The sequence below is a fragment of the Methylocystis sp. H4A genome (genome assembly GCF_015709545.1).
Classification (GTDB): domain Bacteria; phylum Pseudomonadota; class Alphaproteobacteria; order Rhizobiales; family Beijerinckiaceae; genus Methylocystis; species Methylocystis silviterrae.
Window position 1 is genome coordinate 1 of record NZ_JADNQY010000018.1, and the last position, 26757, is coordinate 26757.

General features: G+C 60.3%; 27 protein-coding genes and 1 pseudogene. 13 read left to right on the forward strand and 15 right to left on the reverse strand.

What is annotated here, in order from left to right; translation table 11 throughout:
• Together IYW40_RS04355 and IYW40_RS04360 are read left to right on the forward strand one after the other, a co-directional pair.
• A partial coding sequence (locus tag IYW40_RS04355; protein ID WP_196399547.1) for a glutathione S-transferase family protein occupies positions 1–597 on the forward strand: 597 nt, incomplete at its 5' end.
• Positions 598–789: 192 nt separating this feature from the next.
• Positions 790–1344 carry a methylated-DNA--[protein]-cysteine S-methyltransferase gene (locus IYW40_RS04360; protein ID WP_196399548.1) on the forward strand — a complete coding sequence of 185 codons (555 nt, stop codon included), beginning with the start codon at positions 790–792 and terminating at the stop codon, positions 1342–1344.
• 260 nt (positions 1345–1604) lie between these two features.
• On the opposite strand, the gene IYW40_RS04365 is transcribed toward IYW40_RS04360, so the two are convergent.
• The 12 genes from IYW40_RS04365 to IYW40_RS04415 all read right to left on the reverse strand — a co-directional run bounded on the left by IYW40_RS04365 (position 1605) and on the right by IYW40_RS04415 (position 8545).
• Positions 1605–2177 (reverse strand): hypothetical protein, encoded by a 573-nt coding sequence (locus IYW40_RS04365; RefSeq protein WP_196399549.1) that lies wholly within the window; start codon positions 2175–2177, stop codon positions 1605–1607.
• Positions 2168–2554, reverse strand: coding sequence for a VOC family protein (locus IYW40_RS04370; protein WP_196399550.1), 387 nt, complete (start codon positions 2552–2554; stop codon positions 2168–2170). Before IYW40_RS04370 ends, IYW40_RS04365 begins: the two co-directional genes overlap by 10 nt.
• Positions 2555–2579: 25 nt before the next feature.
• Positions 2580–3641 (reverse strand): alpha/beta hydrolase, encoded by a 1062-nt coding sequence (locus IYW40_RS04375; RefSeq protein ID WP_196399551.1) that lies wholly within the window; start codon positions 3639–3641, stop codon positions 2580–2582.
• A 138-nt stretch (positions 3642–3779) separates the two neighbouring features.
• Positions 3780–3890 (reverse strand): hypothetical protein, encoded by a 111-nt coding sequence (locus tag IYW40_RS21640; protein ID WP_246720633.1) that lies wholly within the window; start codon positions 3888–3890, stop codon positions 3780–3782.
• Complete coding sequence (locus IYW40_RS04380) at positions 3866–4135, reverse strand: VOC family protein (protein ID WP_196399552.1); 270 nt, start codon at positions 4133–4135, stop codon at positions 3866–3868. Before IYW40_RS04380 ends, IYW40_RS21640 begins: the two co-directional genes overlap by 25 nt.
• A gap of 20 nt (positions 4136–4155) precedes the next feature.
• The gene (locus IYW40_RS04385) at positions 4156–4680 is read right to left on the reverse strand and encodes an SRPBCC family protein (protein ID WP_196399553.1); all 525 of its coding nucleotides are present in this window, start codon (positions 4678–4680) and stop codon (positions 4156–4158) included.
• A gap of 11 nt (positions 4681–4691) precedes the next feature.
• A complete protein-coding gene (locus IYW40_RS04390; protein ID WP_196399554.1) occupies positions 4692–5099 on the reverse strand; it encodes an SRPBCC family protein in 408 nt (135 codons plus the stop codon).
• Positions 5100–5330: 231 nt separating this feature from the next.
• Positions 5331–6233: an SRPBCC family protein gene (locus IYW40_RS04395; protein ID WP_196399555.1), complete on the reverse strand. Its 903-nt coding sequence runs from the start codon at positions 6231–6233 to the stop codon at positions 5331–5333.
• Complete coding sequence (locus IYW40_RS04400) at positions 6217–6561, reverse strand: metalloregulator ArsR/SmtB family transcription factor (RefSeq protein ID WP_196399556.1); 345 nt, start codon at positions 6559–6561, stop codon at positions 6217–6219. Before IYW40_RS04400 ends, IYW40_RS04395 begins: the two co-directional genes overlap by 17 nt.
• A 96-nt stretch (positions 6562–6657) precedes the next feature.
• Positions 6658–6822: a hypothetical protein gene (locus IYW40_RS04405; protein WP_196399557.1), complete on the reverse strand. Its 165-nt coding sequence runs from the start codon at positions 6820–6822 to the stop codon at positions 6658–6660.
• A gap of 224 nt (positions 6823–7046) precedes the next feature.
• Entirely contained in the window at positions 7047–7958 is a 912-nt protein-coding gene (locus tag IYW40_RS04410) for a haloalkane dehalogenase (RefSeq protein WP_196399558.1), read from the reverse strand.
• Complete coding sequence (locus IYW40_RS04415) at positions 7955–8545, reverse strand: TetR/AcrR family transcriptional regulator (RefSeq protein WP_196399559.1); 591 nt, start codon at positions 8543–8545, stop codon at positions 7955–7957. Before IYW40_RS04415 ends, IYW40_RS04410 begins: the two co-directional genes overlap by 4 nt.
• 668 nt (positions 8546–9213) lie before the next feature.
• On the opposite strand from IYW40_RS04415, the pseudogene IYW40_RS04420 reads away from it, so the two are divergent.
• The 8 genes and pseudogenes from IYW40_RS04420 to IYW40_RS04455 all read left to right on the forward strand — a co-directional run.
• A pseudogene (locus IYW40_RS04420) lies at positions 9214–9354 on the forward strand (transposase); the annotation flags it as partial.
• 29 nt (positions 9355–9383) lie between these two features.
• Complete coding sequence (locus IYW40_RS04425) at positions 9384–9794, forward strand: GNAT family N-acetyltransferase (protein WP_196399560.1); 411 nt, start codon at positions 9384–9386, stop codon at positions 9792–9794.
• Positions 9795–10053: 259 nt separating this feature from the next.
• Positions 10054–11832, forward strand: a complete 1779-nt coding sequence (gene acsA, locus IYW40_RS04430; protein ID WP_196399561.1) for an acetate--CoA ligase — start codon at positions 10054–10056, stop codon at positions 11830–11832.
• Positions 11829–12815, forward strand: a complete 987-nt coding sequence (pdhA, locus tag IYW40_RS04435) for a pyruvate dehydrogenase (acetyl-transferring) E1 component subunit alpha (RefSeq protein ID WP_196399562.1) — start codon at positions 11829–11831, stop codon at positions 12813–12815. Before acsA ends, pdhA begins: the two co-directional genes overlap by 4 nt.
• The gene (locus IYW40_RS04440) at positions 12812–13819 is read left to right on the forward strand and encodes a pyruvate dehydrogenase complex E1 component subunit beta (RefSeq protein ID WP_348644228.1); all 1008 of its coding nucleotides are present in this window, start codon (positions 12812–12814) and stop codon (positions 13817–13819) included. Before pdhA ends, IYW40_RS04440 begins: the two co-directional genes overlap by 4 nt.
• An 11-nt stretch (positions 13820–13830) precedes the next feature.
• A complete protein-coding gene (locus tag IYW40_RS04445) occupies positions 13831–14991 on the forward strand; it encodes a dihydrolipoamide acetyltransferase family protein (protein WP_210327187.1) in 1161 nt (386 codons plus the stop codon).
• A complete protein-coding gene (locus IYW40_RS04450; RefSeq protein ID WP_196399564.1) occupies positions 14988–15254 on the forward strand; it encodes an acyl carrier protein in 267 nt (88 codons plus the stop codon). Before IYW40_RS04445 ends, IYW40_RS04450 begins: the two co-directional genes overlap by 4 nt.
• Positions 15255–15281: 27 nt before the next feature.
• Entirely contained in the window at positions 15282–16142 is an 861-nt protein-coding gene (locus IYW40_RS04455) for an ROK family protein (RefSeq protein ID WP_196399565.1), read from the forward strand.
• On the opposite strand, the gene IYW40_RS04460 is transcribed toward IYW40_RS04455, so the two are convergent.
• A complete protein-coding gene (locus tag IYW40_RS04460; protein WP_246720634.1) occupies positions 16119–17915 on the reverse strand; it encodes an ABC transporter ATP-binding protein/permease in 1797 nt (598 codons plus the stop codon). The genes IYW40_RS04455 and IYW40_RS04460 overlap by 24 nt on opposite strands.
• A 174-nt stretch (positions 17916–18089) precedes the next feature.
• Between IYW40_RS04460 and IYW40_RS04465 the strand changes: the two genes are divergently transcribed.
• Both IYW40_RS04465 and IYW40_RS04470 read left to right on the forward strand, forming a co-directional pair.
• The gene (locus tag IYW40_RS04465; protein ID WP_196399566.1) at positions 18090–20222 is read left to right on the forward strand and encodes a glycoside hydrolase family 3 N-terminal domain-containing protein; all 2133 of its coding nucleotides are present in this window, start codon (positions 18090–18092) and stop codon (positions 20220–20222) included.
• Between the two features lie 18 nt (positions 20223–20240).
• Entirely contained in the window at positions 20241–21827 is a 1587-nt protein-coding gene (locus IYW40_RS04470) for an alpha-amylase family glycosyl hydrolase (RefSeq protein WP_196399567.1), read from the forward strand.
• Here the strand turns inward: IYW40_RS04470 and IYW40_RS21645 are convergent.
• Together IYW40_RS21645 and IYW40_RS04480 are read right to left on the reverse strand one after the other, a co-directional pair.
• Complete coding sequence (locus IYW40_RS21645) at positions 21819–22157, reverse strand: hypothetical protein (protein ID WP_246720635.1); 339 nt, start codon at positions 22155–22157, stop codon at positions 21819–21821. The two genes, IYW40_RS04470 and IYW40_RS21645, sit on opposite strands and share 9 nt — an antisense overlap.
• 902 nt (positions 22158–23059) lie before the next feature.
• Positions 23060–23266 (reverse strand): hypothetical protein, encoded by a 207-nt coding sequence (locus IYW40_RS04480; RefSeq protein ID WP_196399569.1) that lies wholly within the window; start codon positions 23264–23266, stop codon positions 23060–23062.
• Between the two features lie 1662 nt (positions 23267–24928).
• On the opposite strand from IYW40_RS04480, the gene IYW40_RS04485 reads away from it, so the two are divergent.
• Entirely contained in the window at positions 24929–26623 is a 1695-nt protein-coding gene (locus IYW40_RS04485) for a phytase (RefSeq protein ID WP_196399570.1), read from the forward strand.
• Positions 26624–26757 lie beyond the last annotated feature (134 nt).

The following is a 26757-nucleotide window of genomic DNA, read 5'->3' on the forward strand; positions in this document are numbered from 1 at the left end:
CGCGGCCTGATCGCGCACTGGATGCTGGAAGAGGTCGGCGCGCCCTATTCGATCGAGGTCAAGGATTACGGAACGACGATGAAGGCGCCCGAATATCTTGCGATCAATTCCATGGGCAAGGTGCCGGCCATCAAGCATGGGGAGACGGTGGTGACCGAGGCGGCCGCCATCTGCGCCTATCTCGCCGACGCCTTTCCGGAGGCCGGGCTCGCGCCGGAGGCCGGGGCGCGCGGCGACTATTATCGCTGGCTGTTTTTCGCCGCAGGCTGCGTCGAGCCGGCGATGAGCAACCACGCCGCCGGTTGGGACCCCGCGACGCCCGAGATGCAGACCCGCTTTGGTTACGGCTCCTACGCCGCCGTGATGGACGCGCTGGCCAGGGCTGTGGCGGGACGTCGATATATTGCGGGCGACATGTTCACCGCCGCGGACGTTTATGTGGGGTCGATGATCGGCTTTGGGCTGCAATTCGGCGTGATCGACAAGCGTTCGGAATTCGAAGCCTATTGGAGCGGCTTGGAAAATCGCCCCGCGCGGCTGCGCGCCGGCGCAAAGGCCGAGAAGCTGGCGTCGAAACAAGCCTGGGCGCCGGCGTGATTCAGGCCACGATCCGCTAAGCGCTCCATGCGGCTGCGCGGCGGCGAACACATTGCCGATCGTCCTGACGACGATCGGCGTTGTGCCAGTTTGGAAATTTGCGTCTCTACGGATGATTTCCGTTATCCTGTCGCGCCGAGTTCCGAGGCTCGCGCCGCCGCGCGTAGCCCATCATCGAGCCACGAGTCGGTCATGCAGCGCTTTCATATTTTTCAAACCGCGATCGGTCCCTGCGGCATTGCATGGAGCGAAGAGGGCGTGACGCGATTCCAGTTACCGGAGCGGGATGATTCAGCTTTGGCGCGACGCATGGCGAAGGCGGATCGGTGGTCAGCTGCCCTGCCTTCGCCGATCGCGCAAGCCATCGCGGACCTCGAGCGATATTTCCGCGGCGAGAAGGTCGATTTCTCGACCCTGCGGCTGGACCTTCGCGCCTGCAGCCCGTTTCACAAGGCCGTCTACGATGCGACCCGCGCCATTGGCTGGGGCGCCGTCGCGACCTATGGCGAGATTGCCCGTGGCGTCGGATCGCCAGGCGCCGCGCGCGCGGTTGGACACGCTCTGTCGAGAAATCCGATCGCGATCATCATACCCTGTCATCGCATTTTGGCCGCCGGCGGAAAAATCGGCGGATTTTCCGCTCATGGCGGCGCAAGCGCGAAGGCGCGCCTGCTTGAAATCGAAGGCGCGCGTTTTGGCCAAGGGGCTGCCGCAAATCCTGACATTTTCGCGCCGTCATTCGGTTGAGCCACAACGCCGCGTTTCGAAATTCGATCGCTCAGGGCGATGACGCGCGACTGTGCTTCGCCAGTTCCAGCTCCACGAGCGCGTTCTTGACGAGAAATTTCAACGCACGACTTCACGACTCATCGGTTTCGTTACGCAAATCCGTTTGCGAGACATGCGACTTTCGGGGCATCGAGAGGCCGATCTATGGGCTTGCGATCCTTCGTGGTGAGAGGGTCGCCAATCCGACCACAACGTTAGTCCCTCTTCGATCGCAAATTTTACGTTAGTAAACCGCGCCACGCGCGGGCATATTTCTTCCGGTATTTGTTATCGGTCTCGGAGGCGATGAGCGCAGATGCCTGCGATTTTATCGCCCGATCCTTCGTCGCCTCGAAGAGAGAACGCGTCGCACAGAGAATATCGTAACGAATGAGGGCGCCGTTCTTCTCGGTCTTGCTCGTCTCGAACCGCTTTGCGAACCAAGCGAGCAGCTGTTTTCTGAGAGCGGGATGCTCCAAGCCGATTTTCCACGACGAAAGCAAGACATGCCGGGCAGTGACAAATCGTTCGTCCCAGGTAGTGGAAAGGATCAATTCGAAATCTCGACGGACGCGCTCCGGAGGAACGCTGCGCGCGAGATTACAGAGCGTCTGGCCGGCTATGGAGCGCGCTCGGTTGTCCTTGTGGGAGAGAAGCGACGTTAGTTCGTCCCAGGCGTCGTCCCCCCATGCCACCTTGTCCGCCGTTGCAGCGAGCAAAGTCTCATAGGCCGATTCTTGGGTGTCGCGTTTCCCCGATGCGAGGTCGGCAATGGCCTGCTGTACGGACCCGGGAATCATGATCAGAGCCATTGTGCGATCTGTATGAGATTGCCGCAAGTGTCGTGGAATACCGCAGTGGCGACCGGTCCCATCGGGACTGGCTTCTGCGTGAACGTAACATCGAGGGCTAATAAGCGCTTATATTCCTTATCGATGTCATCCACCCCGAAGGACGTGGAAGGGATGCCGTCGGCGACGAGTGCGGCCTTGAAGGGTTTGGCGGCCGGATGGGCGTCCGGTTCCAAGAAAAGCTCGACGCCATCTGGGTTCTCTGCCGAAACCAGCGTAAGCCAGCGAAGCTCCCCCATCGGAATATCCGTTTTCCGCCTAACGCCGAGGATAGCTCTGTAAAAGCGCAGCGCCTTTTCCTGGTCATCGACGAGCACGCTCGTCAGCACGATGTGCATCCGAGATCTCTCCGTTCTTTGTGGTCTAGCGGCCAATGCGAGCCTCCAAGTCATGGAGCGCTTGCGTCACGTGCAAATTGAATAATTCTGGCTGCTCGAATGGAATGTTGTGCGCGGCGCCCTCGAACCAGATGAGCGCCTTACTGGGAGCCTGCAGTTGCTCGAAATAGGCTGCGGCCATCCGCGAATCGACATGACGATCGTGCCTTCCCAACATGAAGATGACCGGCACGTCGACGGAAGGCGCCGACAAGCGCAGGTCCAGTTGTGATATTTCGTCATTCATTGCCTGAAGCGAAACATTATTCGCGTGGATAAATTTCCCTATCTCCCAAGGCGCGATATAGCCGCTGCAAATCCCTCTTAGGACGGTCATCAGAAAATTGGGGCGGTTATGAAAATAGCCGCCGAAGCGATCCACCAAATCTTGTGCGCGCAGACCATTCGTCGCTGAATAGGGAGGCGGCCCGATTGCGGCGAGCTCGGTCAACGCCGTCTGATCGCCCAAGCGCCGCGCTTCCGTATCGACGAAGGAATATTGGGCGCGCTGACCCTCGATCCCCGAGACGAATTGCGCGACTCCAACGAAGGCTGCGACTTTTTCTGGATGGCGCCGCGCATAGAGCACCCCAAGCGCGGAACCCCAGGAATGTCCGATCAGAGCGATCTTGTCGGCGCCAAATTTCGCGCGCAGGTGGTCGACGACGAAATCGAGATCCTCCAAGTGCTGCGCAACGGTAAGGCGCGCGGGGTCCGCGTCGGCGGAATAGGAACGGCCCGCGCCGCGCTGGTCCCAATAAGCGACGACAAAATCCGTTTCGAGAGCGCTGTTGAAAAGTCGAAAAAGGGGCCCTTCCGCCCCACCGGGTCCGCCATGCAGCCACAGGATTACAGGCGCGTCGCGACGCGTCCCGCGCGTCAGAAGATAGAGTTCCGCGCCATCCGTGCGTAACATTACCGATGACGCTATGGCTCGGAAATCCTGGCGCGGGTCCAAGCCCAAAAATATCGCGCCGGCCATGACGACGACCCCGAACGCAAGCCCCAACCAGATGACGAAATTGGCAATGCAAAATCGCTTTTTCATACCGTCGTCCCGCCGCAAGTTGCGATTAATCTGGGTCTTTATCCGAAGCGAGTTCTTCGGGCCGATGATGTCCGCCAAGCGCGCACTCGTCAGGGACGCGTTTCCCTTGGGAAAAGGCTCAAATTCAGGCGCAAACCGTCACGCTATCTCGCGGACCACGCCCGCGATGACGTCAAATATGTGACTCCAACCCCGGCTCATTACGACAAAGGCGAAGGCGTTGCCTAGCCCGAAGCCGTCATGCTCCATCCGCGCATGCGTCCCGCCGGCGACAGGCGACAGCGTCCATGTGACGACGCCGTCGAGGCGCGACCCATAGTTGTCGTTTGTCGCCGTCCCGCCGACACGGAGCCGGGCTTTCCAGGCCCCGCTTCGCCGTAGCGCGCAATATTGAGAATGCGCGAATTGGGAATGAGCGAGACATAAAAATTGGCCGCTTCCTTGGCCTCGTGGTCGAACCAGAGACAGCCGCGAACTTTTTGCGTGGGGGTCATCGGCGCGCTCCCCAACTGATTCAAGATTCAGCTCTCGCCTTCAAATCGGCGAGACCGGTTTCAAAGGCGCCAGAGACCATTTTCTCGGTGTTGACGAAAACGCTGAACAACTTCCCCATGAATGGTTGCTTGCCGCTCATCGCCCAAGTGACTTCCGTTCCGCCCGGTAGCGGAGCGAGGGTAAATTCGACGCGGTTTTGACATTTCATCGGACGGTCCATGCGCAGCGCCACGACGACTTTCGAGGGCTCGACGGACTCGATGATTTCCGCCCGGCCGCCGCCGACCTTGTTATTGCCGTCGAAATCATTGGCGGCGCCGACTCCGTTTGGCGGGCCGCTATAGGAGAGCTTGATGTTTGGATCGGCCTTCACGAAAGGGTTCCATTCGTTCATGGCGCGCGGATCGTCGATCAGCGGAAATATCTTCTCGGGCGGCGCCGAGATATGGATCGAACGCGAGAACTGACAACTGTCCGACTTTGTCGAAGCATAAAACAGCACTGCGCCGAGAAGGCCGACCAAGCAGGCGAAGAATATGAGCATCACGAATCTCCTTATTGCGATCTTTCGACATAGCGAGCGAAGTTGTTGAGGATCGCCTGCCAACCGCCGCGCTCCTGCTCGATCGAATGCGTCGCCTCCGCGTCAAATGTCACCCGCACATTAACGCCCGCTTCGGCGTCAGTGAATTCGACCGAGGCCGTTCGATCGCCGAAGAGGTATTCTATGAGTCTTGGCGCAACGATCTTCGTGTAGGTCCCGGCAAAGTCGAAACCCATGCTGCCATCCTTGGCTTCCATGCGCGAAGAAAACATTCCTCCCTCACGCAAATCAACCGTTGCAGCCGTCGTGCGCCAATCGTCGGACGCGGCATTCCATCGTTTGATGTCGTCAGGGCTCGTATAGGCGCGCCAGACTTGGTCGATCGGCGACGCGACCATCGCTTCAACCGTAATTTTCATCGTGTTTGATTCCTGTGTTGACGATCAATGGGCGATCAGGCGCTTGCTATCGGAAGCACCGGCGTCACTTCGATGGATTCTCCTGGGAAATGTTTGAAACGCGGATGATTTTCGAAGAGCTTTGCAGCGGCTTCGTGCGAGTGCGCGTTGACAGGGTTGAATGCTCCCATTGCGTTGCTGATGTCCTCAATTCCGTTCGAGGAAATCTTAGTTGGCATGTCGAGACCGCCTTCAGTGAGTTTGCTGGACGAGTTCGCTCGCAAGTTGCGCGAGATTCTCGAACGCGCCGGTCCAGCCATCTTGATGCGAGCACGCGGACTCTTCGGTCGCGAGGCCTGCATGGATGAAGATCATCTGGGTCTTGCCGCCAATTTCATTGAGAACCACGGTGATTTTCGTGTTCGCTCGCGGTTCGAGGCGGTTGCTCTCCCATGTGTGGGTGAAGACAAGACGCGAAGGTTTCTCGATTTCCAGATATTCTCCGCAATGAATGAAGTCCTCGCCTTCCGGTGAACGCATGCCCGAACGCCATTTGCCGCCAATGCGCAGATCATTCTCGGCAAACAGCACCTTGAACTCCGCAGGGCACATCCAGCGCAGCAGATGGTTGGCTTCCGTCCAAGCCTTCCACACGAGAATTCGCGGTGCGTCGAAGGTTCGATGCATGACCAAAGTATGGCCGTCGCCTTCCTCACCCGTGGCGCGCGCCAATCCTTCGAGAGCGCCTTCCCAGCCGGCGCGCACGCTGACGTCGATCGACGCCCATTCTGGCAAGAGGCGATGCGTGAGCGTGAGGACGCTTCCTGCGCCGTTCGGTTTGATGTCCACGGTCACGACGCTGAAGGGACCATCCTTATTACTTCCGAAAGTGAAAACGATTCGACGGGGACGGACGATTTCGCGGTATTCGCCGAAATGCGTCGCCAATATCTCGCCGCGTTGCTCATGAATTGCGAAACCGCCGCCGACGCGCGCGTCAATTTCGACATGTTTCGAGACGCCGCCAGGCGTAGCGAACAGCCATGCGCCGACGGCCTTCGGATCGAACCAGGCATCGAACAGTCGCTCGGGCGAAGCAGCGAAATGACGCGAAACGATAAGCGTCGGGTAAGACAAGTCAGTTGCGCGGCTCATCGGGATCCCCCTTCTGCAGTTCCTTCAGATAAGCGTCGAGGCGGTCGAAGCTTTGATCCCAGAAGCGGCGGTAGGTCTCCAGCCAGCCGGCCAGATCGCGCAGTGGCGCCGCCTCCAACCGGCACGGCCGAGACTGCGCAACCCGCCCGCGGCTGATAAGGCCGGCCTGCTCCAACACCTTGAGATGTTTGGAAATTGCCGGCTGGCTGATGGAAAAGGGCGCGGAGAGTTCGTTGACGGACGCCTCGCCTTGCGCCAGCCGGGCCAGGATGGCGCGTCGTGTCGGGTCCGCCAAAGCGGCGAGTGTAGCGCTCAGAGAGTCGGACATTATTTGCCAGTCAGTTATATAATGTATAGGTTAAATAAATGGCGTGATAGCCGACGTCAAGCTCCGGCGCAATGGCCGGAGCGTCGGTCAAGTCGGCTACGGACCTATGCGAACCCAGCCCGATCGTCCCTTCCTGCTCAGCCCCACGAGACGGGTGAGATAGTCGGCGAGCCATCCTTGGCGTCCGGCGCGCTTCGGCTTCGAGACGATACGATTGACGAGATCGACCGTAGGCGTATTCGAGCTTGGAGAAGCGCTCATCACGTCGCGCGACCTCGGCGAGGGTAAGCAGACCCGGCATGGCTTTGGCGGTTTTGATATCGGCGTCGAGCAACGGTCGCCACGCGGCGGGCCAAAACTTCACAGCCTTTTCGAACCCTTCGATCCATAGCTCCCACAGAACATCGCCGTTGCGATGGTCGATGGGGCTGTTGCCGGAAGCGCGTTACGACTCGGATGTTGTCGCGGGGCCTCACATTTTGCAATCACGCGGCGTGCAATTCTCCGCGCCCCGCCGTTTCGATTCCCGCGATCCAGCCGCTAATTGCATGCCCGATCGTAGACGCGTGATCTTCCTGAAGGTAATGCAAACCGGGACCAAGATTGAGCGCGCGACACCCTTTCAAAGTCGCGGCGAAGCTCTTGGCGAAGGCCGGAGTCACAAGCGCGCCCGGCTCGCCGAAGAGCAATAGCTTCGGATAGGTCGACGCCGCTAAGGCCTGATGCGCCGCTGCAAGCGTTCGCCAGACGTCTTCTGGTTCGCCCATGATAGGCAATTCTCGCGGCAGCGCGAGTATCGGACGGCGGCTTTCAGCGGTCGCGAAAGGCGCGCGATAGGCGTCCATCTCTTCGTCGCCGAGCTTTCGCATTATCGATCCGGGCAGCACATGCTCGATGAAGGCGTTGCCGTCGAGAATCATCTTTTCTCCTTCGCCCTGCGTTCTGAACTTATTGAATGTCTCGCGCGCGGCGGTCGTCTGGTGAAACTCGACCCAGTTCGCCATCGGCCGGATAAATTCCATGAAGACGAGACCGCGCACAAAGTCCTGCCGCCGCGCAGCCAAATGGAATGCGAGCGCTGTGCCCCAGTCCTGCGCGACGAGATAGGCCGATGCGATCCCCAGATTATCTATAAAGGCGTCGAGATAACGGATGTGATCGGCGAAGCGATAGGCGATATCTGGCTTGCCGGACTGGCCGAAACCGATCAGATCCGGCGCGATCACATGCGCGACTGGCGCGACAAGCGGCAAGATGTTTCGCCAAATATAGGACGACGTAGGATTGCCGTGGAGAAGCAATGCGACAGGCGCGTCCGGTTCGCCTCCTTCCCGATAGGCGATTGTCGAGTCGAGCGTCCGACGGTGGTGGATGGCGACTTCCGGGTGCGTGTTCATGACGGCTCCTTGAAGACGGTTTGGAAGAAGATCGTCTTGAAGCGCTCGAGCGCCGCCGGACTGCGCTCGACCTTCATGCGCAAGATGGCACCCTGCCAGGAGGCAAGCAGGAATTCGGCGAGCTCCGTCGCATCGAATTCCGAGGCGATTTCGCCTTTCTCCTGCGCCGCGGCGATACACGCGGCGAAGGGCGTCCTCCATTCCTCGAAAATCGCCGCAAGGCGCGTTCGCAGCGTCTCGCTGCTCCCGGAAGTTTCGAGACTGAGATCGCCGATCAGACAGCCTCGGCTCCAGGCGTCGCCCTGAAGGCGGCCGGTGATAATGTCGAGATAGCGGCGCAGACGCGCGCGCGGCGACAGGCTCGCATCGTCGAGCGCTTCGGCGACAAGCCGCCTCACATGCGCGAAATAGCGGTCGAGCACTTCACAGGCGAAAGTTTCCTTGGATCGGAAGTGATTGGTGAACGACCCCTGCGGCGCGCCCGCGGCGGCGGCGATGTCACGCACGCTGGCGCCATTATAGCCGGCGCGGAACATGACCTTGAGGCCGGCGTCCAGAATTGCGTCGCGAAGAGAGGGCTTTGGCATGAAGCTATAATACGTACGAACGTATTAATGTCAATCCATGCTGCTTAGCGCCAGTTAAGCGCTTAAAATGAATATCGATTCAACATGCAAAATGGCCAGCGTTCAACGGAACTCGTGGCGCGGGACCCGCCGTGATGACGAAGGTTGACGCAGCCGCGATCGAGATCCAGTAGGCCACACCGAAGGCGGCTGCCTTGCCGACTCCGGCGTGGGTTCGCGATCTTCGTCGCTCTGCGCTATGCGATTTGAAGCCCGCTACTTTGGAATTGCAACCTGATTGAACAATCGCCCACTCCCGCAATGATGAATGCGGGGTCATTGGCGCATGAACTTGATGCGTGCGTGAACTCATGCGGCGTTCCCTGTTCAGGAAGAGCAAAATGAGCTATCTGCTTGCTCGAACATTTGGCTGCAGCAGCGAGTCGAGCAACCCTGCTCGAGTCTCGTATTTGAGGTCGTGTCTGTAGGCAGCGTAACCTTTTTGGTATTCCATGATGCGGGCGACCTCAGAGAGAAAATATTCGTCGTAGCCGGTACGGCGAAGGAGGTGGAAATTCATCTCCATCCCAGATGGCGATCCCTCCGGCCGTGATAATACGTCCGCAAGCGACGATGCGGGCGCGGCACATGCGACAAGAAGGGGCGATTTCCGCCCGACAGCCGCTTTCGGAGCGAAGACTGACTACATCACACCGGGCAGCCCGTGGGAGAACGGCTTCATCGAGAGCTTCAATTCGCGCTTCCGCGACGAACGGCTAGACGGCGAAATCTTCTACTCGCTCAAGGAAGCAAGGATCGTGATCGAAAGCTGCGTTTTGGCGAGGAAGGAAGCAAGAATTTGCGCTACGGGATCTATTACTCGCTCGAACCTGACCTGACCGCTAATGAGTTTCGAGAGATTCTCGTCGCCTCGACGCTTGCAGAGCGTCGTCCCGCTGATGATCTTACTCGGCTCGACAGGATGCTACGCAACGCCGACATCATCATGGTGGCGCGGGATGCCGGACGCATTGTGGGCGTCGCCCGCGCTATCACCGACTTCGCCTATTGCTGCTATCTTTCCGATCTTGCCGTGCATCAGGAATACCAACGTCAGGGGATCGGAAAGCGTTTGATCACTGAAACTCGGGTCGCTGCTGGCGAGATGACGACTCTGGTCCTTGTCGCCGCGCCGCTCGCCGAAAACTACTATCCGCGAATCGGAATGACCCATTTTCAGAACTGTTGGGCCATCCCAAGGGATCTCTGAGCGAGATAAACGCCCAACGGAATAATCTCGTGACCAAGCAGGCCGGCGCCCAAGCCCTCTCGCAGTCCTTCGGCTAGGCAGGCGATAGCCGCGGCGCTATGGCGCATGGCGGCGCGGCATTCTCATCGCCCTTGGGTTCTTGCCCATCAAAGAGCTGTTGCATAAGCTCAATTGGCTAAGTCCGACGCGATAACGCCTCGGATCGACGCCGCATATTGGACGATGTAAGAAGAAGCGTGGCGGCTGCGGGAAACATTAGATGCGCGCCTCTGATAACGCTGCCCGTTATGCGACGATCCACAAGGATCCGGCCTCCTTTGCGGTTCCGTCAAACCTCGCGGACTATCGCGCCGTCTGCGCCGCGTTCAACTGGGAGGCGGCGCGCAAAGGCTTGAGCGGATTGCCGCAGGGAAGGGGTCTGAACATCGCTTACGAGGCGGTGGACCGACATGCCTACGGTCCCCGCACGGATCGCACAGCGCTGCGGTGGATCGGGAAGACCGGAGAACGTCGCGATTATTCCTATCGCGAACTGGTCCTCGCAACCAATCGCCTCGCAAACGCCTTACAATCCATGGGCGTCAAGTCGGGCGACAATGTCTTCGTTCTGCTCGGCCGCGTTCCGGAGCTTTACGTCGCCGTTCTGGGCGCGTTGAAGATGAAGTGCGTCGTCACGCCGCTCTTCTCCGCGTTCGGGCCAGAGCCGATCGCGACCCGCATGGAAATCGGCGACGCGCGCGTCCTGGTCACGACCGAAACGCTTTATCGGCGCAAGGTCGAAGCGCTACGCGGGAGCTTGCCCAAGCTCCACTGCGTTATTCTCGTCGACGCTGACCAAGACGGCGAAGGAACGCGCTCCTGGCGCAAGCTGATGCAAGCGGCCTCCGACGCCTTCGAAATACCCCCGACCGATCCGCAAGAGACGGCGCTGCTGCATTTTACCAGCGGCACGACCGGCCGTCCCAAGGGCGTCATACATGTGCACGAAGCCGTAGTGACGCATTACGCGACCGGACTCTATGCGCTCGATCTTCATGACGACGACCGCTTCTGGTGCACGGCGGACCCCGGCTGGGTGACTGGAACGAGCTATGGGGTCATCGCGCCGCTCACGCATGGCGTAACCAATATTGTCGTCGAGGCGGAATTCGACGCGCCGACATGGTACGGCGTGCTCGCACAGGAACGGGTCACCGTGTGGTACACCGCTCCCACCGCCATCCGCATGATGATGAAGCTCGGCGCGGACGCCTTGAAGGATTATGATCTCTCCGCCTTGCGTTTCGCCGCCAGCGTTGGAGAGCCGCTGAACGCCGAGGCGGTGGTGTGGGGCGCAGAGGCCTTCGGCCTGCCGTTCCATGATAATTGGTGGCAGACCGAAACGGGCGGCATCATGATCGCGAATTTCGCGTCCATGGACATCAAGCCCGGCTCGATGGGCCGGCCCTTGCCAGGCATCGAAGCGGGAATAGTCCGGCGGAAGGCCGACGGCGGGGTTGAAACGGTCAATACTGACCAAGAAGGCGAGCTCGCGCTCAAAAGCGGCTGGCCATCGATGATGCGCGGCTACCTTCACGAGGAAGCGCGCTATCGAAAATGCTTCGCTGGCGAATGGTATCTGACCGGCGATCTCGCACGCTGCGACGATGATGGCTATTTCTGGTTCGTCGGACGCGCCGACGACGTGATCAAATCCTCGGGCCATCTCATCGGCCCCTTCGAAGTCGAAAGCGTGCTGATGGAGCATCCGGCCGTCGCCGAAGTGGCGGTCATCGGCAAGCCGGATCCGATCGCCGGCGAGATCGTCAAGGCTTTCGTCGCCTTGAAGCTTGGCTTTCCGGCGGACGAAGCTATGCGCAAGGAGCTGCTCGGACACGCCCGCAAAAGGCTCGGCGCCGCCGTGGCGCCCAAAGAAATCGAGCTTCGCGCCAATCTGCCGAAGACCCGTAGCGGCAAGATCATGCGGCGCTTGCTCAAGGCGCGCGAGCTCGGCCTGCCGGAAGGCGATCTTTCGACGCTGGAGAGTGACGAGCGATGACCAAGAAAGTGCATCTCGATCACGTCCACTTGCTTCATCTCTTGAAAGCGATGATCCGCATCCGGCATTTCGAGGCCAAATGCGTCGAGCTCTATCAGGCGCAAAAGATTCTCGGCTTTCTTCACCTCTATGACGGCGAGGAGGCCGTTTCGGTCGGCGTGATGGAGGCGCTGACGCAAGACGACGCCGTTATCGCGACCTATCGCGAACATGGCCAGGCGCTCGCCCGCGGCGTCGATCCGAAGTGCCTGATGGCCGAGATGATGGGTAAACTGAACGGGTGCTGCCGCGGGCGCGGCGGCTCCATGCATTTTTTTGATCGCGCGCGCCGTTTCTATGGCGGCAACGCCATCGTCGGCGGAGGCCTGCCGCTGGCGCTCGGCGTTGCGCTCGCCGACAAGATGCAGCGACGATCCACTGTCACGGCCTGCTTCTTTGGCGAAGGAGCGGTGGACGAGGGCGAGTTCCACGAGACGCTCAACTTGGCCAAGCTCTGGCGGCTTCCGATCCTGTTCGTCTGCGAGAATAATCTATACTCCATGGGCATGGCGGTCGAGCGCGCGGAGGCAGATATCGACTTCGTGCATAAGGCGTCGGGCTACAGAGTCGCTGGCGAGAAGGTAGACGGCATGGACGTGGTCGCCGTCGAAAGCGCGGCGAGAAACGCCATTGATAGAATTCGCAGCGAAAACGACCCCTATTTCCTCGAGTGCCGAACCTATCGTTTTCGGGCGCATTCAATGTTCGACGCGCAACTCTACCGCTCGAAGGATGAAGTCGAAGCTTGGCGCAAAAAGGGGCCGATCGTCCGCTTCCAGACTTGGTTGGAAGCCAATCGCTTGATCAAGCCCGAAGAGCTTGCAGCGATTGAAGAGGAGGTCGACAAGGAGATCGCGGCCGCAGTCGCTTTCGCGGAAGCCGGCGGTCTAGAACCGGTTTCGGAGCTTGAACGCTTCGTCACGATGGAGGCGGTCCCGTCGTGAACACACCGCAAGCGAACGCCGCCGCCACGCGTATGACCTATCGCGAGGCCTGCAAGCAGGCGCTTCGCGAGGCGTTGCTCTCTGATTCACGCGTCTTCCTGATGGGCGAGGACATCGGCCGCTATGGCGGCTGCTACGCAGTGACAAAGGGTCTCCTTGAGGAGTTTGGCGAGGAGCGCATTCGCGACACGCCGCTCTCGGAGAGCGCCTTCGTCGGCGCGGGGGTCGGCGCCGCCATGGCGGGGATGCGACCGATCGTGGAAATCATGACCGTGAATTTCAGCCTGCTCGCGCTCGATCAAATCGTCAACAACGCCGTCACCATTCCGCATATGTCGGGCGGCCAGTTCGCGATCCCCCTCGTCATTCGGATGGCCACCGGCGGCGGTCGACGCGTCGGGGCGCAGCATTCGCGCAGCCTCGAGGGCTGGTATGCGCATATCCCTGGACTGCGCGTCCTGACCCCCGCCACGGTCGAGGATGCGCGCTTCATGTTGAAGGGCGCGCTCGCGGACCCCAATCCTGTGATTATTTTCGAGCATGTCATGCTCTACAATATGGAGGGCGATCTTCAGTCGGACATGGAGGAGGTCGATATTGCGCATGCGAAATTGCGTCGCGCCGGACGAGATGTAAGCCTCATCACCTATGGCGGCAGTCTGTTCAAGGCGCTGGAGGCGGCGGACGCGCTTGCTGCCGAGGGGATCGATGCGGAAGTCATCGATTTGCGCGTGCTCAGGCCGCTCGACACGAAGACCATTCTCGACTCCGTCGCAAAGACGAGGCGCTGTGTCATCATTGACGAAGGCTGGCGCAGCGGGTCGATTTCGGCCGAAATCGGCATGCGCATCGCAGAAGAAGCTTTCTTCGAACTCGACGCGCCGCTGCGGCGCGTATGCTCGCGAGAGGCGCCGATACCCTATGCGGCGCATCTCGAAGACGCTTGCCTGCCGCAAGTGGCGACGATCGTCGCAGTAGCACGCGAACTTGTCCGTCCGTCATGAGCGCGTTCAAAATGCCAGCGCTCGGCGCCGACATGGAGGCCGGCACGCTCGTCGAGTGGCTCGTGAAGCCTGGCGATCGCGTCAGATCCGGGGATGTCGTCGCGGTGGTCGAGACGCAAAAGGGCGCGATAGAGGTAGAAATCTTTCTGGAGGGCGTCGTCTCCAACATCCTCGTTCCGGTCGGCGCGCGCGTTCCGGTCGGGACAGTTCTTGCGCAGATCGACGGCGCGCCCGGCGCCGCCCCGCCGCCCCCCCTTGAACCCGCAGCCGCTGCGCTGAAGCCGGCGCCGCAGGTATTGGCGCAGGCGCCGCCGATGCCGGCCATCACGGCGCCGAGCTCGCGACTAAAGATTACGCCCGCGGCGCGGCGCCGAGCGACGGCGTTGAGCCTCGACCCCACAATGATCGTGAAAGGAACCGGCGTCGAGGGATCGATCCGGCTCGCCGATGTCGAAACATACGCGAGCGGAGCAAAGCTCGCACAACGCCCGGCAAAAAAAGGCCTCGATCTTTCTCAGATGCGCCAGGCAATCGCCGCCGCTATGAGTCGCTCGAAGCGAGAAATCCCGCACTACTACCTCACTGAAATGGTTGACCTTCACGCCGCTTCAACCTGGATCGAGCGATACAACGCCGAGAAGACCCCAGTCGAACGCATTCTGCCCGCTGTGCTCTTTCTCAAGGCTGCGGCCTTGGCCTTGCGCGAGCAACCGCAGCTCAACGGCGCTTATGAAAATGGCGCCTTTATTCCTTCTTCGAGCATTCACGTCGGTTGGGCGATTTCTCTGCGGGGTGGCGGGCTGATCGCGCCAGCAATTCGGGACTCGGATAAGAAATCGCTCGCCGAATTGATGGGAGCCATGCGCGACCTCGTCGAACGCGCGCGGCGCGGTAATTTGCGCAGCTCCGAACTCACTTCTGCCACCTTTACCGTCACGAGCGTCGGTGATCGCGGCGCGGAGTCGGTGACCGGCATCATCTATCCTCCGCAAGTCGCGATCCTCGGATTTGGCCGTGTGGTCACGCGCCCATGGGTCGTCGATGGGCGCATCGAGACTCGTCCACTCGTCACCGTCAGCCTCGCGGCGGATCATAGGGTCACCGACGGCCATATCGGCGGCCTGTATCTCGCCGCGGTCGGGCGTTTCTTACAGGAGCCGGATCAATTATGACGGACGCCGAAATCAGAGCGCTCATCCTGGAGCTCATTGGCGAAATCGCGCCCGAGGCCGATCTCGCGTTGGCTCGCAATCAAGATGATTTACGTGAAGTATTCGATCTTGATTCGATGGATTTCGCCAATCTCGTCGTCGCCATTCATGATCGACTGGGGGTCAATATTCCCGAGGTCCACTACAATCAGCTCTTCACGCTGGAGTGTGCGATCGCCTATCTGCATGATGCGCTCACGCAACTAAAACAAAACGATGGATAGCGCCCATCGTCAGGGATGTTTAGCAAGATGCATGTCGTCATCGATATTGGCGGAACGAAGACGCGGCTCGCAGGCGCTCATGATCTTGGTGCGTTCCTAGAACCCGTCATCGTCGATACGCGGCAGAATTACCGAGAAGCGCTCGACGCTCTATATGCTGCAGCTATAGGGGCGTCGACGGGCGCGTCGATCGACGGCGTGGCGATCGGCGTTCCAGGGGTGCTGTCGCGCGATAAGCGCGTTCTGGTTCACGCGCCCAATCTTCCAAAATGGAATGGAGCCAAAATCGCCGACGACATCGAATCCACTGTTGGCGCGCCCACCGTGTTGGAGAACGACGCCGCCCTTGTGGGCCTCGGCGAAGCGACCGATGGCGCGGGAAAGGGCTCGGCGATCCTCGCCTATGTCACGATCTCGACGGGCGTGAACGGGGCGCGCATCGTCGATGGCCAAATCGATCGCACAACCTATGGTTTTGAGATTGGCGAGCAATATGTCGACAATTCGACGCGCACTTTCGAGGAGCTTGTCTCGGGCCGCGCGATCGCCGCGCGCTTCAACATGCCTCCGCGAGAGCTCGGCAAGGACCATCCCGTGTGGGATGAACTCGCTCGGCTCACCGCGCGGGCTCTGCACAATGCGATCGCGCATTGGTCGCCCGACCGCATCGTCATTGGCGGCTCGATGATGAACGAAGTTGGCATTCCGATCGATCGCATATGGACGCATCTGCAGGCGCTGCCGCGCAAGAATCCGGTGCTGCCTGAAATCGTACATGCGACGCTCGGCGACTTCGGCGGATTATGGGGCGGTCTTGCACGACTGCGTCTCGCGCGCGAGCAAATATCGCTCGCGCCGGCCGGCTCAATTCGCCAAGCGAGCGTTTGATGCGGCGGAACGTTCGGGCAGCCGTTGTCGCGCGTCCAACGTCAAATGCAACACGCGGCCAAAGAACTTGTCCTGACTTTTTGGTCCGCTAACATAGATTAGCGCCGTTCCCGCCAGCTCTTGTCCGAAGACATCGAAAAGCGTTTGGCGTGCCTGGGGCGAGAGCGACTCGATCGCCTCGTCCACAACGACGAACCGCGGCTTGTGCAGCAGGACGCGTGCAAAGGCGAGTTGTTGCTGCTCGGGATCTGTCAGCTCATTCTCCCATCGCGCCACCCGATCCAGCAGAAACGCGAAATGTCCCAAATCGAAACGCGTCAGCGCCGCGACATAGGCTTCCTCAGAGAAATCGCTCGATGGCGACGGGTAGGATATAATCGCGCGCAATGAAAGATCGGGTATGTAGGCGCGCTTCGGGACAAAGAGAACGCTTTCCGCCGACGGCAGACGAATGCGTCCGCTCCCGGATGTCCACAATCCCGCCATCGCCAGAAACAACCGCGTCTTGCCGGACCTCGGCTCGCCTACGATCAGCACATGTTCGCCGGGCGCAATCTCGACACGGGCTTCGCTTAAGCTCGTTAGTCCGGCGGGCGAAAGAATGCACAGTTCGTCTAGGACAAACCGATCGTCGGACGTCTCTTCGAATGTGATGCGGCGCGCGTCCAAGCCGGCCTTGTCGATGTCGATCAAGGCTTGCCGAAAACCGCCGACGCGATGCAGCGTCGCGCGCCAATCGGCGATCGTTCCGGCATTGTCGACGAACCAGCGCAGCGATTGCTGCACCTGAGTGAAAGCCCCCACCGCCATGAGCAAGCCGCCGAAGGTGAGACTTCCTGCAAAATAGGCGGGGGCGGCGACGATGATGGGCGCAACGATGGTGAACCAGCCATAGCCGGCGGTCACCCAAGTCAGATTGGTGGTTGCGGAAACAATTCGGCGCAACACGTCGAGAAGACGATCGAGCTCTCGGTGCAGATGAGCTTCCTCCAGCTTCTCGCCGCGGGAAACCGCAATCGCTTCGCCGTGTTCATTGACATGCATCAGCGCAAAACGCATTTCGGATTCTCGCGCATAGCGTTGGGCGCCGAGCTCGACCAGCGGGCGCCCGACACGCCAGCTGGCGAAAGAAGCGACGCTTGCATAGAGGAGCGCACACCACACCATATAGCCCGGAATGACAATCTTTCTGTCAAATAGGCCGAATGCAACGCCTTCGGAGAGTCCCCACAGCACGCCGACGAAACTTAAGAGCAGCAAAGTTGCTTGCAGAAGGCCGATTCCTAAATCCGTTGAGACCTCGGCGAGCCGCTGCGCGTCCGCATGAATGCGCTGGTCTGGGTTGACGCCGATTTCGCCCAGACTCGCGATGCGGAAGCTGCGATGCGATTTCAGCCACTGAAAGAACAATTCCCGGGTCATCCCTTCGCGCAATTTCAGCTTGGCCATCTGAGCCAGCCACGTCTGAGCGACGTTGAGAACCAGCAATGCGCCGGCGATATAGGCAAAAACCAAAAGCTGCTCGATAACGGCGGAGAGCTCCTTTCGCGACAGCGCGTCGTAAAATGGCTTATTCCACGCGTTTAGCCGGATCTGGCCATAGGCCGTCGCGCTGATGATCACGACGAGAGCGAAGCCCAGCCAATAGAGCGCGAATCTTTCGCGAGACGCGCGAAGGGCGCCGAGGATCATCTTGAGATGCGGCCATAGGGTGACGGCCGTGGTCGTTCCCAGAGCCATTGCTTCCTGCTGCGGGTTGTCTTGATCAATCATCTTAAACGATCTCGCCCAAGCAATTTCACGGCGCCGTCTCCGACCGTTTCGCGCCGTCGGCGGCCGGATGATCTGTTATACACGCAGTTTAGAACGGATTGTTCCGCTAAGGCGAGGCCCAGGTCCGCGCCGAGACGGACGGTCGAAACGACGAATAATTATGTGGGCGACGCCATGAGCCGGATTGAGTCCCTTCTGCGCGCCATGACGCTCGAGGAGAAGCTCGGCCAGCTCAACCTCGTCACGGCCGGGCAGGTCGCCACTGGCCCAATCGTCCCAGGCGAGACGACGCAAGACATTCGCGCCGGCCTGGTTGGCGGCGTCTTCAACCTTTGGGGGCCCGATGTCGTCGCGCGGACGCAGCGGCTTGCGGTCGAGGAGACTCGATTGGGCGTGCCGCTGATTTTTGGCCTCGACATTCTCCATGGATATCGCACGATCTTTCCGGTTCCGCTTGCGGAGACCGGCGCTTTTGATCCGCTCTTATGGGAGCGCACGGCCCGCGCTTCGGCGCTAGAGGCGGCATGCGAGGGCATTCATCTGAGCTTCGCGCCGATGCTCGACGTCTCGCGCGATCCGCGCTGGGGCCGGATTGCGGAGGGACCGGGTGAAGACCCCTTTGTCGGATCGAAATTCGCGCAGGCGAAAATTCGAGGCTTCCAGGGCGAGCGCCTGAGCGATCGAGGCGCGCTCGCGGCGACCGCCAAGCATTTCTGCGCGGGCGGCGCCGCCACAGCAGGACGCGACTATGCGGCTGTCGATGTCTCGGAGCGCATGCTACACGAAGTCTATCTGCCGCCGTTTCGCGCCGCCGTCGAAGCAGGATGCGCGGCAATCATGTCCGCCTTCAACAATGTCAACGGCGTTCCGATGACGTCGCACGACAAGCTGTTGAACGGATATTTGCGGCGTAAACTCGATTTCGACGGCGTCATCATGAGCGATTACACGGCGGTCACGGAGCTCGTCGAGCATGGCGTCGCCGCCGATCTTGTCGAAGCGGCGGCCCTTGCGCTCACTGCCGGCGTCGACATGGATATGGTGAGCGGCGCCTATTTGCGTTGCCTTCCGGAGGCGCTGGCGCGCGGCCTCGTCGCTGAAGCGGACATTGACGCAGCCGTCGCGCGCGTCTTGCGACTAAAGGAGCGGCTTGGGCTGTTCGACGATCCCTATCGGTTCGCGACGCCGCCCGCTGAAGGCGTTCAGGAGGCGCATCGGCAGCTGGCGTTGGACGCCGCCCGGCGCGCGATCACGCTGCTGTCCAATCGGGGCATTTTGCCGCTTGCCGCGGATGTGCGCCGCATCGCCGTCATTGGACCCCTGGCGGATGCGCGCGCCGACATGCTTGGTCCCTGGTCTGCGGCCGGGGCCGCTGAAAATTGCGTCACAATCCTCGAAGGGCTCAAGGCCGCCTTGATGGCTTTTGAGATCATTCATTGCGCGGGCGTCTCGATTGAGGGCGACGACGAGAGCGGAATCGAACAGGCTCGCGCGCTGGCGAGGGACGTGGATGTCGTCGTGCTCTGCTTGGGAGAATCCGCCAGCATGAGCGGCGAGGCGGCCAGTCGCGCGACGCCGGGACTGCCTGGAAAACAACGCCAGCTTGCGGAAAGGATAATAGCGACCGGCGCGCCGACGATCGCGCTTCTTTCATGCGGACGCCCATTGACCGCGCCTTGGCTCTTCGAACAGGCGCAGGCCGTGCTCGCCACATGGTTGCTTGGCGATATGGCGGGCCGCGCCATCGCCGATGTGCTGACGGGCCGCTTCAATCCTTGCGCGCGGCTTGCCGTCACTTGGCCGCGCGATGTCGGGCAGGTTCCGATTTTCTATGCGTCGCGATCGACGGGGCGCCCGCCGGACGCGAACAATTTCTACAGCAGCAAATATCTCGATTGTCCTGTTGAGCCACAATTTCCTTTCGGCCACGGACTTTCCTTTGCGCGCGTGACCTTGACGAATCTTCGCATCAATCGGCTTGAGTTCACGCTCGGCGATGAGGTCGAGGCGCGCGTCGATGCGCGCAATGAGAGCGAGGTTGCGACGGAAGAGACGATCTTTCTCTTCCTTCATGACGTCACGGCGCGTGTCGCGCGCCCGCTGATGGAGTTGAAAGCCTGGGCCAAGGTCGCCTTGGAGCCCGGTAAAAGCAAGACGGTTGCTTTCACGCTGACCGCAGAAAGCTTCTCCTTTCCAGGCGACGATATGGAGCCCATGTTCGAGCCCGGCGCTTTCGACATTCTGGTCGGCCTCAGCGCGGACCGGAAAAATTTGCTGACCGCAAGCTTGCGCATGATTTCGACTTAACGCGCGTTGGAGGCGCACATGCCGCACTCCTGGTGGCGAACAGGAACGGTCTATCAAATCTATCCGCGCTCCTTTCAGGACTCGGACGGCGACGGCGTCGGCGATCTCGAGGGCGTGCGGCGCCGGCTCGACTATCTCGTCTGGCTCGGCGTCGACGCGATCTGGCTCTCGCCCTTCTATCCTTCGCCAATGCATGACTTCGGCTATGACGTCTCCGACTATTGCGATGTCGATCCGCTCTTTGGCTCGCTTGCGCGGTTCGACGCGCTTGTCGATGAGGCGCATGCAAAAGGACTGAAAATCATTATCGATTTCGTTCCAAACCATACGTCCAATGCGCATCCCTGGTTTCTCGCGAGCAAGAGCGCGCGTAGCGATCCCAAGCGCGACTGGTATCTTTGGCGCGATCCCGCGCCAAACGGCGGGCCCCCGAACAATTGGTTCGGCCATTTCGGCGGCGGCGCCTGGAACTGGGATGAGCAAACGCAACAATATTATCTGCACTCATTCTTGCCAGAGCAACCCGATCTCAACTGGCGCAATCCGCAAGTTAGCGCTGCGATGCATGACGTGCTGCGTTTCTGGTTGCGACGCGGCGTCGACGGATTTCGCGTCGATGTGATCTCGCATATCGTCAAGGACGCCGCCTTCCGCGACAATCCGGCCAATCCGAGTTGGACCGGAGAAGGGCCCGACATCATTCGTCTCGCCCAGACCTATTCCTCGGACCAGCCCGAAGTGCATGACGTCATCGCCGAGATGCGACGGGTGGTCGATGAGTTTGACGATCGCCTGCTGATCGGCGAAATCTATCTGCCGATCGAGAGGCTCATCGCCTATTACGGCAAAGAGCTGCAAGGCGTCCATCTGCCGTTCAATTTCCAGCTTCTAGACGCGCGCTGGAACGCCGCCGAGATCGGCCGATTGATCGAGAAATATGAAGCGGCGCTGCCGCAAGGCGCGTGGCCGAATTGGGTGCTCAGCAATCACGACAGGCCGCGCATTGCGGCGCGCGTTGGCGTGGCGCAGGCGCGGGTCGCCGCCATGCTGCTCCTGACGCTTCGCGGCACGCCGACGCTCTATTATGGCGATGAAATCGGGATCGGGCATGTCGATATTCCGGCGGATCGCGTGCAGGACCCTTGGACGAAGCGCGAGCCGGACCTTGGCGTCGGCCGTGATCCGTCTAGAACGCCCATGCAATGGGACGCAGGCCAATTCGCGGGATTTTCGACGCGCGAGCCTTGGCTGCCGCTGACGCCAGACCGCGAGACACGCAACGTCGCGACAATGCGCGACGACAAATCATCGATCCTCGCCTTGACGCGAAAGCTGCTCCATTACAGGCGCGAGCGCGCCCCGCTCAACAAGGGCGAATGGCGTCTATTGTGCTCTAGCGACGACATTCTCGCCTATGAGCGTGTTTCTGGCGAAGAGCGCGTATTCGTGGCGCTCAATTTCTGTAGTGAACCCAGAAGTTGCGCGCTTCCCACGACTGCTGGCGCCACAATAACGATCTCGACCCATGGCGACCGCTGCGGTGAAGCCGTCGGAACGGTCCTATGCCTTCGCCGCGATGAGGGCGTCCTCCTCTCCTCACCTTGAACCGCGTTGACCAACCTCGCCTTGTAGCGGAAGGTTATCGTTGGCGGGCTGTGAGGTGAAGGGATTCGGGTGTTCTTCCACTGGCGCAGGCGATTGCTTGGCAGGAGAGATGGTGATGGAGCGCATGATGCCGCCGGTGAGGTCGGTGGTAGGCGAAGTGACGATGTAGAGAAGGGTGTGCTCGCCGGGCGTGGTGGTGTCGATCGAGAAGGCGGTCGTGGTCGCGCCGTTGAGCAGGATGACAATCCCGAGATTGAGATCGCTCTCGGGTGCCACGATGCGAGCGCCAAGGTCGTTGTATGTATCGCCGATTTCGATCGTGCTCGCCATAGGGATCGCTGCCCTCGGTGAAGGCGTCGAACTCCCCAACGCGGCGCACAATCTGTTCCTGCGCCTCCTGCGCCGTTGTGGGGGGCGCGGCGAGCCCGTTGGTGAAGCAGGTAACGCCTGATGCGCCCTGACGACGAAATGCGTCGTTGAGCTCTGCGATGGTGCTCCTACGAAGAAAGCGACGAGGGCTGATAAGGAGGTCGACATCTTCCGGGGTCGCCGAGGAATGCCGCAGCAGGCGCATGCCGACAAGCGCGCGCGAAACACACGGGCTTTAGAAGCACTGGGCGGTGGCTCAAAATGTTCCGTCGGAATGTAATTAAATATTTTTCATGACATTGTGCGAGCGACGCCACAGCGGGTTCACAATGTCTTGGTAGAAAGACTCATTCCTCGACGGCTCTCCGCCTGGCTCGCACGCAGCTCTTCTTTGCGGCGCAGCATACGAGCAATGCGAGGTCAGCTTCAAACGAAACAACGTATATGGTCGCCATGAGCGGCCAAGGTGGAGTCATACCGATGATTACCCTTGAAGAATGCGCAAAGTTCGCGGCGCTCGAAACAAACGAGCTCTTCTCGGGGGCTGTCCTTTCGACAAGGCATCAATCGCTGCTATCGAGTTACCTTTTGAATTTGAAGCGCGGCCCAAGTGCCGTACGTAAGATGATTGTCTCCGACATTCGTGCGGCGGTTGACTTGGGCGCGTCGGGATATGCGGCGGATCTCGTTCTCGTGCTTCGGATGTTCCTCTCCAAACATACGGAAGCGAGAATTTCGCAGCAGACGCCTCGCATGAGCACCCGCGCGTATATGACATGCAGTGTCGCGCGCCGAATGGGGAGGGGGAGACTGCTCAGCCACTTGTGCCGCTGAAGATAGGCCGTCAGGCGTTGTCGTGAGGATTAGAACAGCATGCCGGTGCGGTACAGGAGCGAGCCGACCCACAATACGAGCGCCAGGTAGTAGAGCGCCCAGCCCTCGGCCGGCGGAAACCAGCGCGAGATGGTGCGGAAGTGCCGCACGTACCATTCTCTGCCGAAGTGTGACATCAGGTTGGCGCTGATTGCGTCGATGAGGAGGATGTAGAAGACGATGGCCTCGATGCTCATATCTGAATCCTTGGGCGGTCGCGCCTGGTCGGGAACCGCCAATCAGGATGGTGCTGTCCGGTTGCGGCTGATGCCAAACACCTTCATCTCATGATACGGAAAGAAAGACGATTCGCCTTTAGCGCGGGAGCGCTCCAGGACTACCGCGTAGCGCCCACGTCCGAGATAGTCAGCGCTTCTAAATCCCTCTTGGAGCAACTGCGAGTCTGCTCCTTTGAGCTGCGCCTCCAAGTGCGCGTCCAAAAATCACGCTCGGCACGCTTGTATTGAGGCAGGCACGAAGATCAGGACGTGGTCGTATGAATAGGCATAACTACCATCGGCGTGAACGGTGGGGCGCAAAATCCTTCACGGCATTCACGAGCGCTGCGAGTATCGGTGTCAGGAGCATCCTGGCTTGAGAATATAACCAAGGCTGCCACGGATACAAAAGATTCGGAAGCGGTCCCGTGGGCGTTCTCAAACCCTGTTCTACAACCATCAAAGGCTACATTCGACGCTGGGCTATCTCAGTCCGATGGCTTTTTAGAAAAGGCGGCTTGCCGACAAAGAAAGGCTCGCCGCAATATCGCCCACCTAAGGAAGCCGCTAAAGCAAATGTCCGGATGACCGGATATATCTGCAATAGGTTTCAGTCGAGTGGCGCTTCTCGCTCCGCATATAAAGAAGCGATCGATTGATCATCGCCGACGTCGTTGACGTTTTGTGTTAAGGGGTCCGAGTGGAGGTCGTCATGTCTTTGCGTTCCTCATGCGCTGTGTGTCTTTTCATATTCCTTGCGGTAATGCCGTCTCAGCAAGCGGCATCAGCGCATAGGCGGCAGGGGTGGCGCGCCCCGGGTGCTCCGCGCCTGGGACCATGGATCGAGAAGGGATGGTGCTGTGAGGACTGGTCCCGCGCCCCAGCGATCCGCGACTGGGGTTTTTCGGCCCCTTGGAGCTACGATCCCGCAACCGGGCTTCCTTCCAGCACCGCGGAATACCCGTGGGGGTACACAACCCCTTTCGTCAGAGTCGGGTCGAAATGTGTTGCAAGCGAAGTTAATGGCAGCCCTGGAGGCAATTGGGTACGCTATCAAAGGATCATGCCGTCCTACTACTGTCGTTGAACTGCGGTGACCTCGGCCTGAGGCGTTTCGTTGAGACACGCCGACACGGCGAATTCCTCGATTTGCACCATGCCGGAGCGATGGCGCCGGGGACATCATTGGTCCGGCTTCGCCCAGTGCAATCACGAAAAACAATGTCGCGAAGACCGGCGACGCGCACGTCGACCCACTTCTTGCGGCAGCCCTTCAGAGCCGGCCGGTCGATCGTGGCGAAACGTTCGGCCCGCCCGATATTGAAGCCCTTCATCAGGCAGCGTTGATCTCGTGGACGACCATGGCGACGGCGGCGTCGATCTCGGCGAGAGGGCTAACGTACGACCAGGGAAGCCCTGGGTTCCTGTCACGGTTCGCTATCGCACGCTCAATCTCGGCATGGTCTTGATGAGAAGGCGAGACGGCGTGTGGTTGATTCGCCTGACGCGGACATCAGGCGAGAGGGATCCGAAGCGCAAATTCGCCGCCAACACATACCCGTTGAAAAACTGTAACGCGCCGCCCCTAGGTTCGCGCTCGCGTTTAAGCTCGTTTTAAACTTGATCTTTCGGGGGCGAAGTATGAATCGACAGCATTGCCTGGCGCTGGCCGCGATCCTCGGCGTCGCGTCTGCAAATTCCGCTTCGGCGCAGGATGCAAATTCCGTCTCGGCCCAGAACATAGGGCCCAGCACGACCACGGAACCGTACCTTGTTCCTACGGTTGCAGGCGTCTCCGTCACCTCGGTGCTGACGGTCGGCGACTCGGTTGGCGGCTACCGTATGGTCGGCATTCCCGACGGGCTCGGCGCCTGGCTCCCCGATAGCAACGTCTTCGGTCGTTGGTTCGGTCACAAGGCGCGGTCGTTCAATTTGGTGATGAGCCATGAGCTCGGGCGCGGCCTGGGGACGCCGCGCGCGCACGGCTCCAAGGGCGCTTTCGTATCTCAGTGGACGATCGACCGCGTGACCTTGAAGGTGATTTCGGGTCGCGACCACATGACTAGCCCGAACGACATTCTGACCTGGAATGGCTCCGGTTATTCGGCCGGCGCGACTGCGCTCGAGCGGCTCTGTTCTGCGGACCTTGCGGACCCGAAGGCTTACGGACTGCGCACGCCAAGCCGCATCTTCCTGAGTGGCGAGGAGACGTCGCCTCCGTTCGCCGCCGACCACGGCCGCGTTTTCGCACACATTCTCGATGGACCAGAAAGGGACAAGTCGTTCGAGTTGCCGCGGCTGGGCAAGATGTCGTTCGAAAACGCTCTGGCGAATCCGTTTCCCGATCGCAAGACTATCGTGATGCTGAACGACGACGCCGGACGGGAGACCAACGTCACGGCTGAGACAAACGTCTGTCGCACCGCGGGTCAGTCAGGCTGCAAAGAACCGCCCAGCGAACTCTACATGTATGTCGGCTCCCAACAGCCGCATGGCGCTCAAATCGAGCAGGCGGGTCTTACCAACGGCAACTTCTACGGCGTGCGCGTGGTTCGTGACGGCCAAGTCGTCACTGGCGAGAACAAGGATTTCGTATTCGCTTCGGCGGCGCCCGCCGTCACTTCGGCCCGATTCGAAGTCGTCAATTTCGGCGATGTGTCGAACAAGATGGGCGTGCAAATCCAGGACGCTGCGATCGCGAACAAGGTGACGCAGTTCATCCGCATCGAGGACGGCGCCTGGGATCCGCGCCCGGGCAGGCAGCGCGACTACTACTTCATCACGACCGGCCGCATTACGTCGGACGCGACGACTTGGCGTCCTTCGCGGCTGTGGCGACTGCGCTTCGATAATATCGCGCGGCCAGAGGCGGGCGGTTCGATCGAGATGCTGCTCACTAATCAGTTCTATCCGGGCGCCGCCACGACGCCGGATGCCGACCCCGGCTACCAGATGTTCGACAACATGACGATTGACGGGTTCGGGCGCATCGTTCTGCAGGAGGACGTCGGCGGCAATGACCGGTTGGGCCGAATCTACGTCTATGGAATCGACAGCGGCCAACTTGTCCAGGTCGCCCGTCACAATCCTAAGTTCTTTGGAGGCAACGCATCAAACAATCCGACCTTCCTCACAAACGACGAGGAGAGTTCGGGCGTGGTAGACGCCGCGGAGTTAATCCGCGGCGGCTGGTTCCTGACCACGGTCCAGCCCCATCATGCATCGAGCGACGCGGAATTGGTCGAAAACGGCCAGATCCTGGCCCTCTTCATTGATCCATCGATTGCCCGAGGCCGTGGCGGCGACGCTCCTTTGCCTGCCGCCCTAAAGCCTTGACTCTCACCTGATTGAGAAAGCCTTCTTGAAGCTCAAGACGCTCCTGCTCAAAGCCGCCGAGAGGAGCGTCGGTTTCCAAAGTGAGCGCCATATGGTGGGAACGCGCTAACAAGACCGGCGGTTCTGCCGCCGGC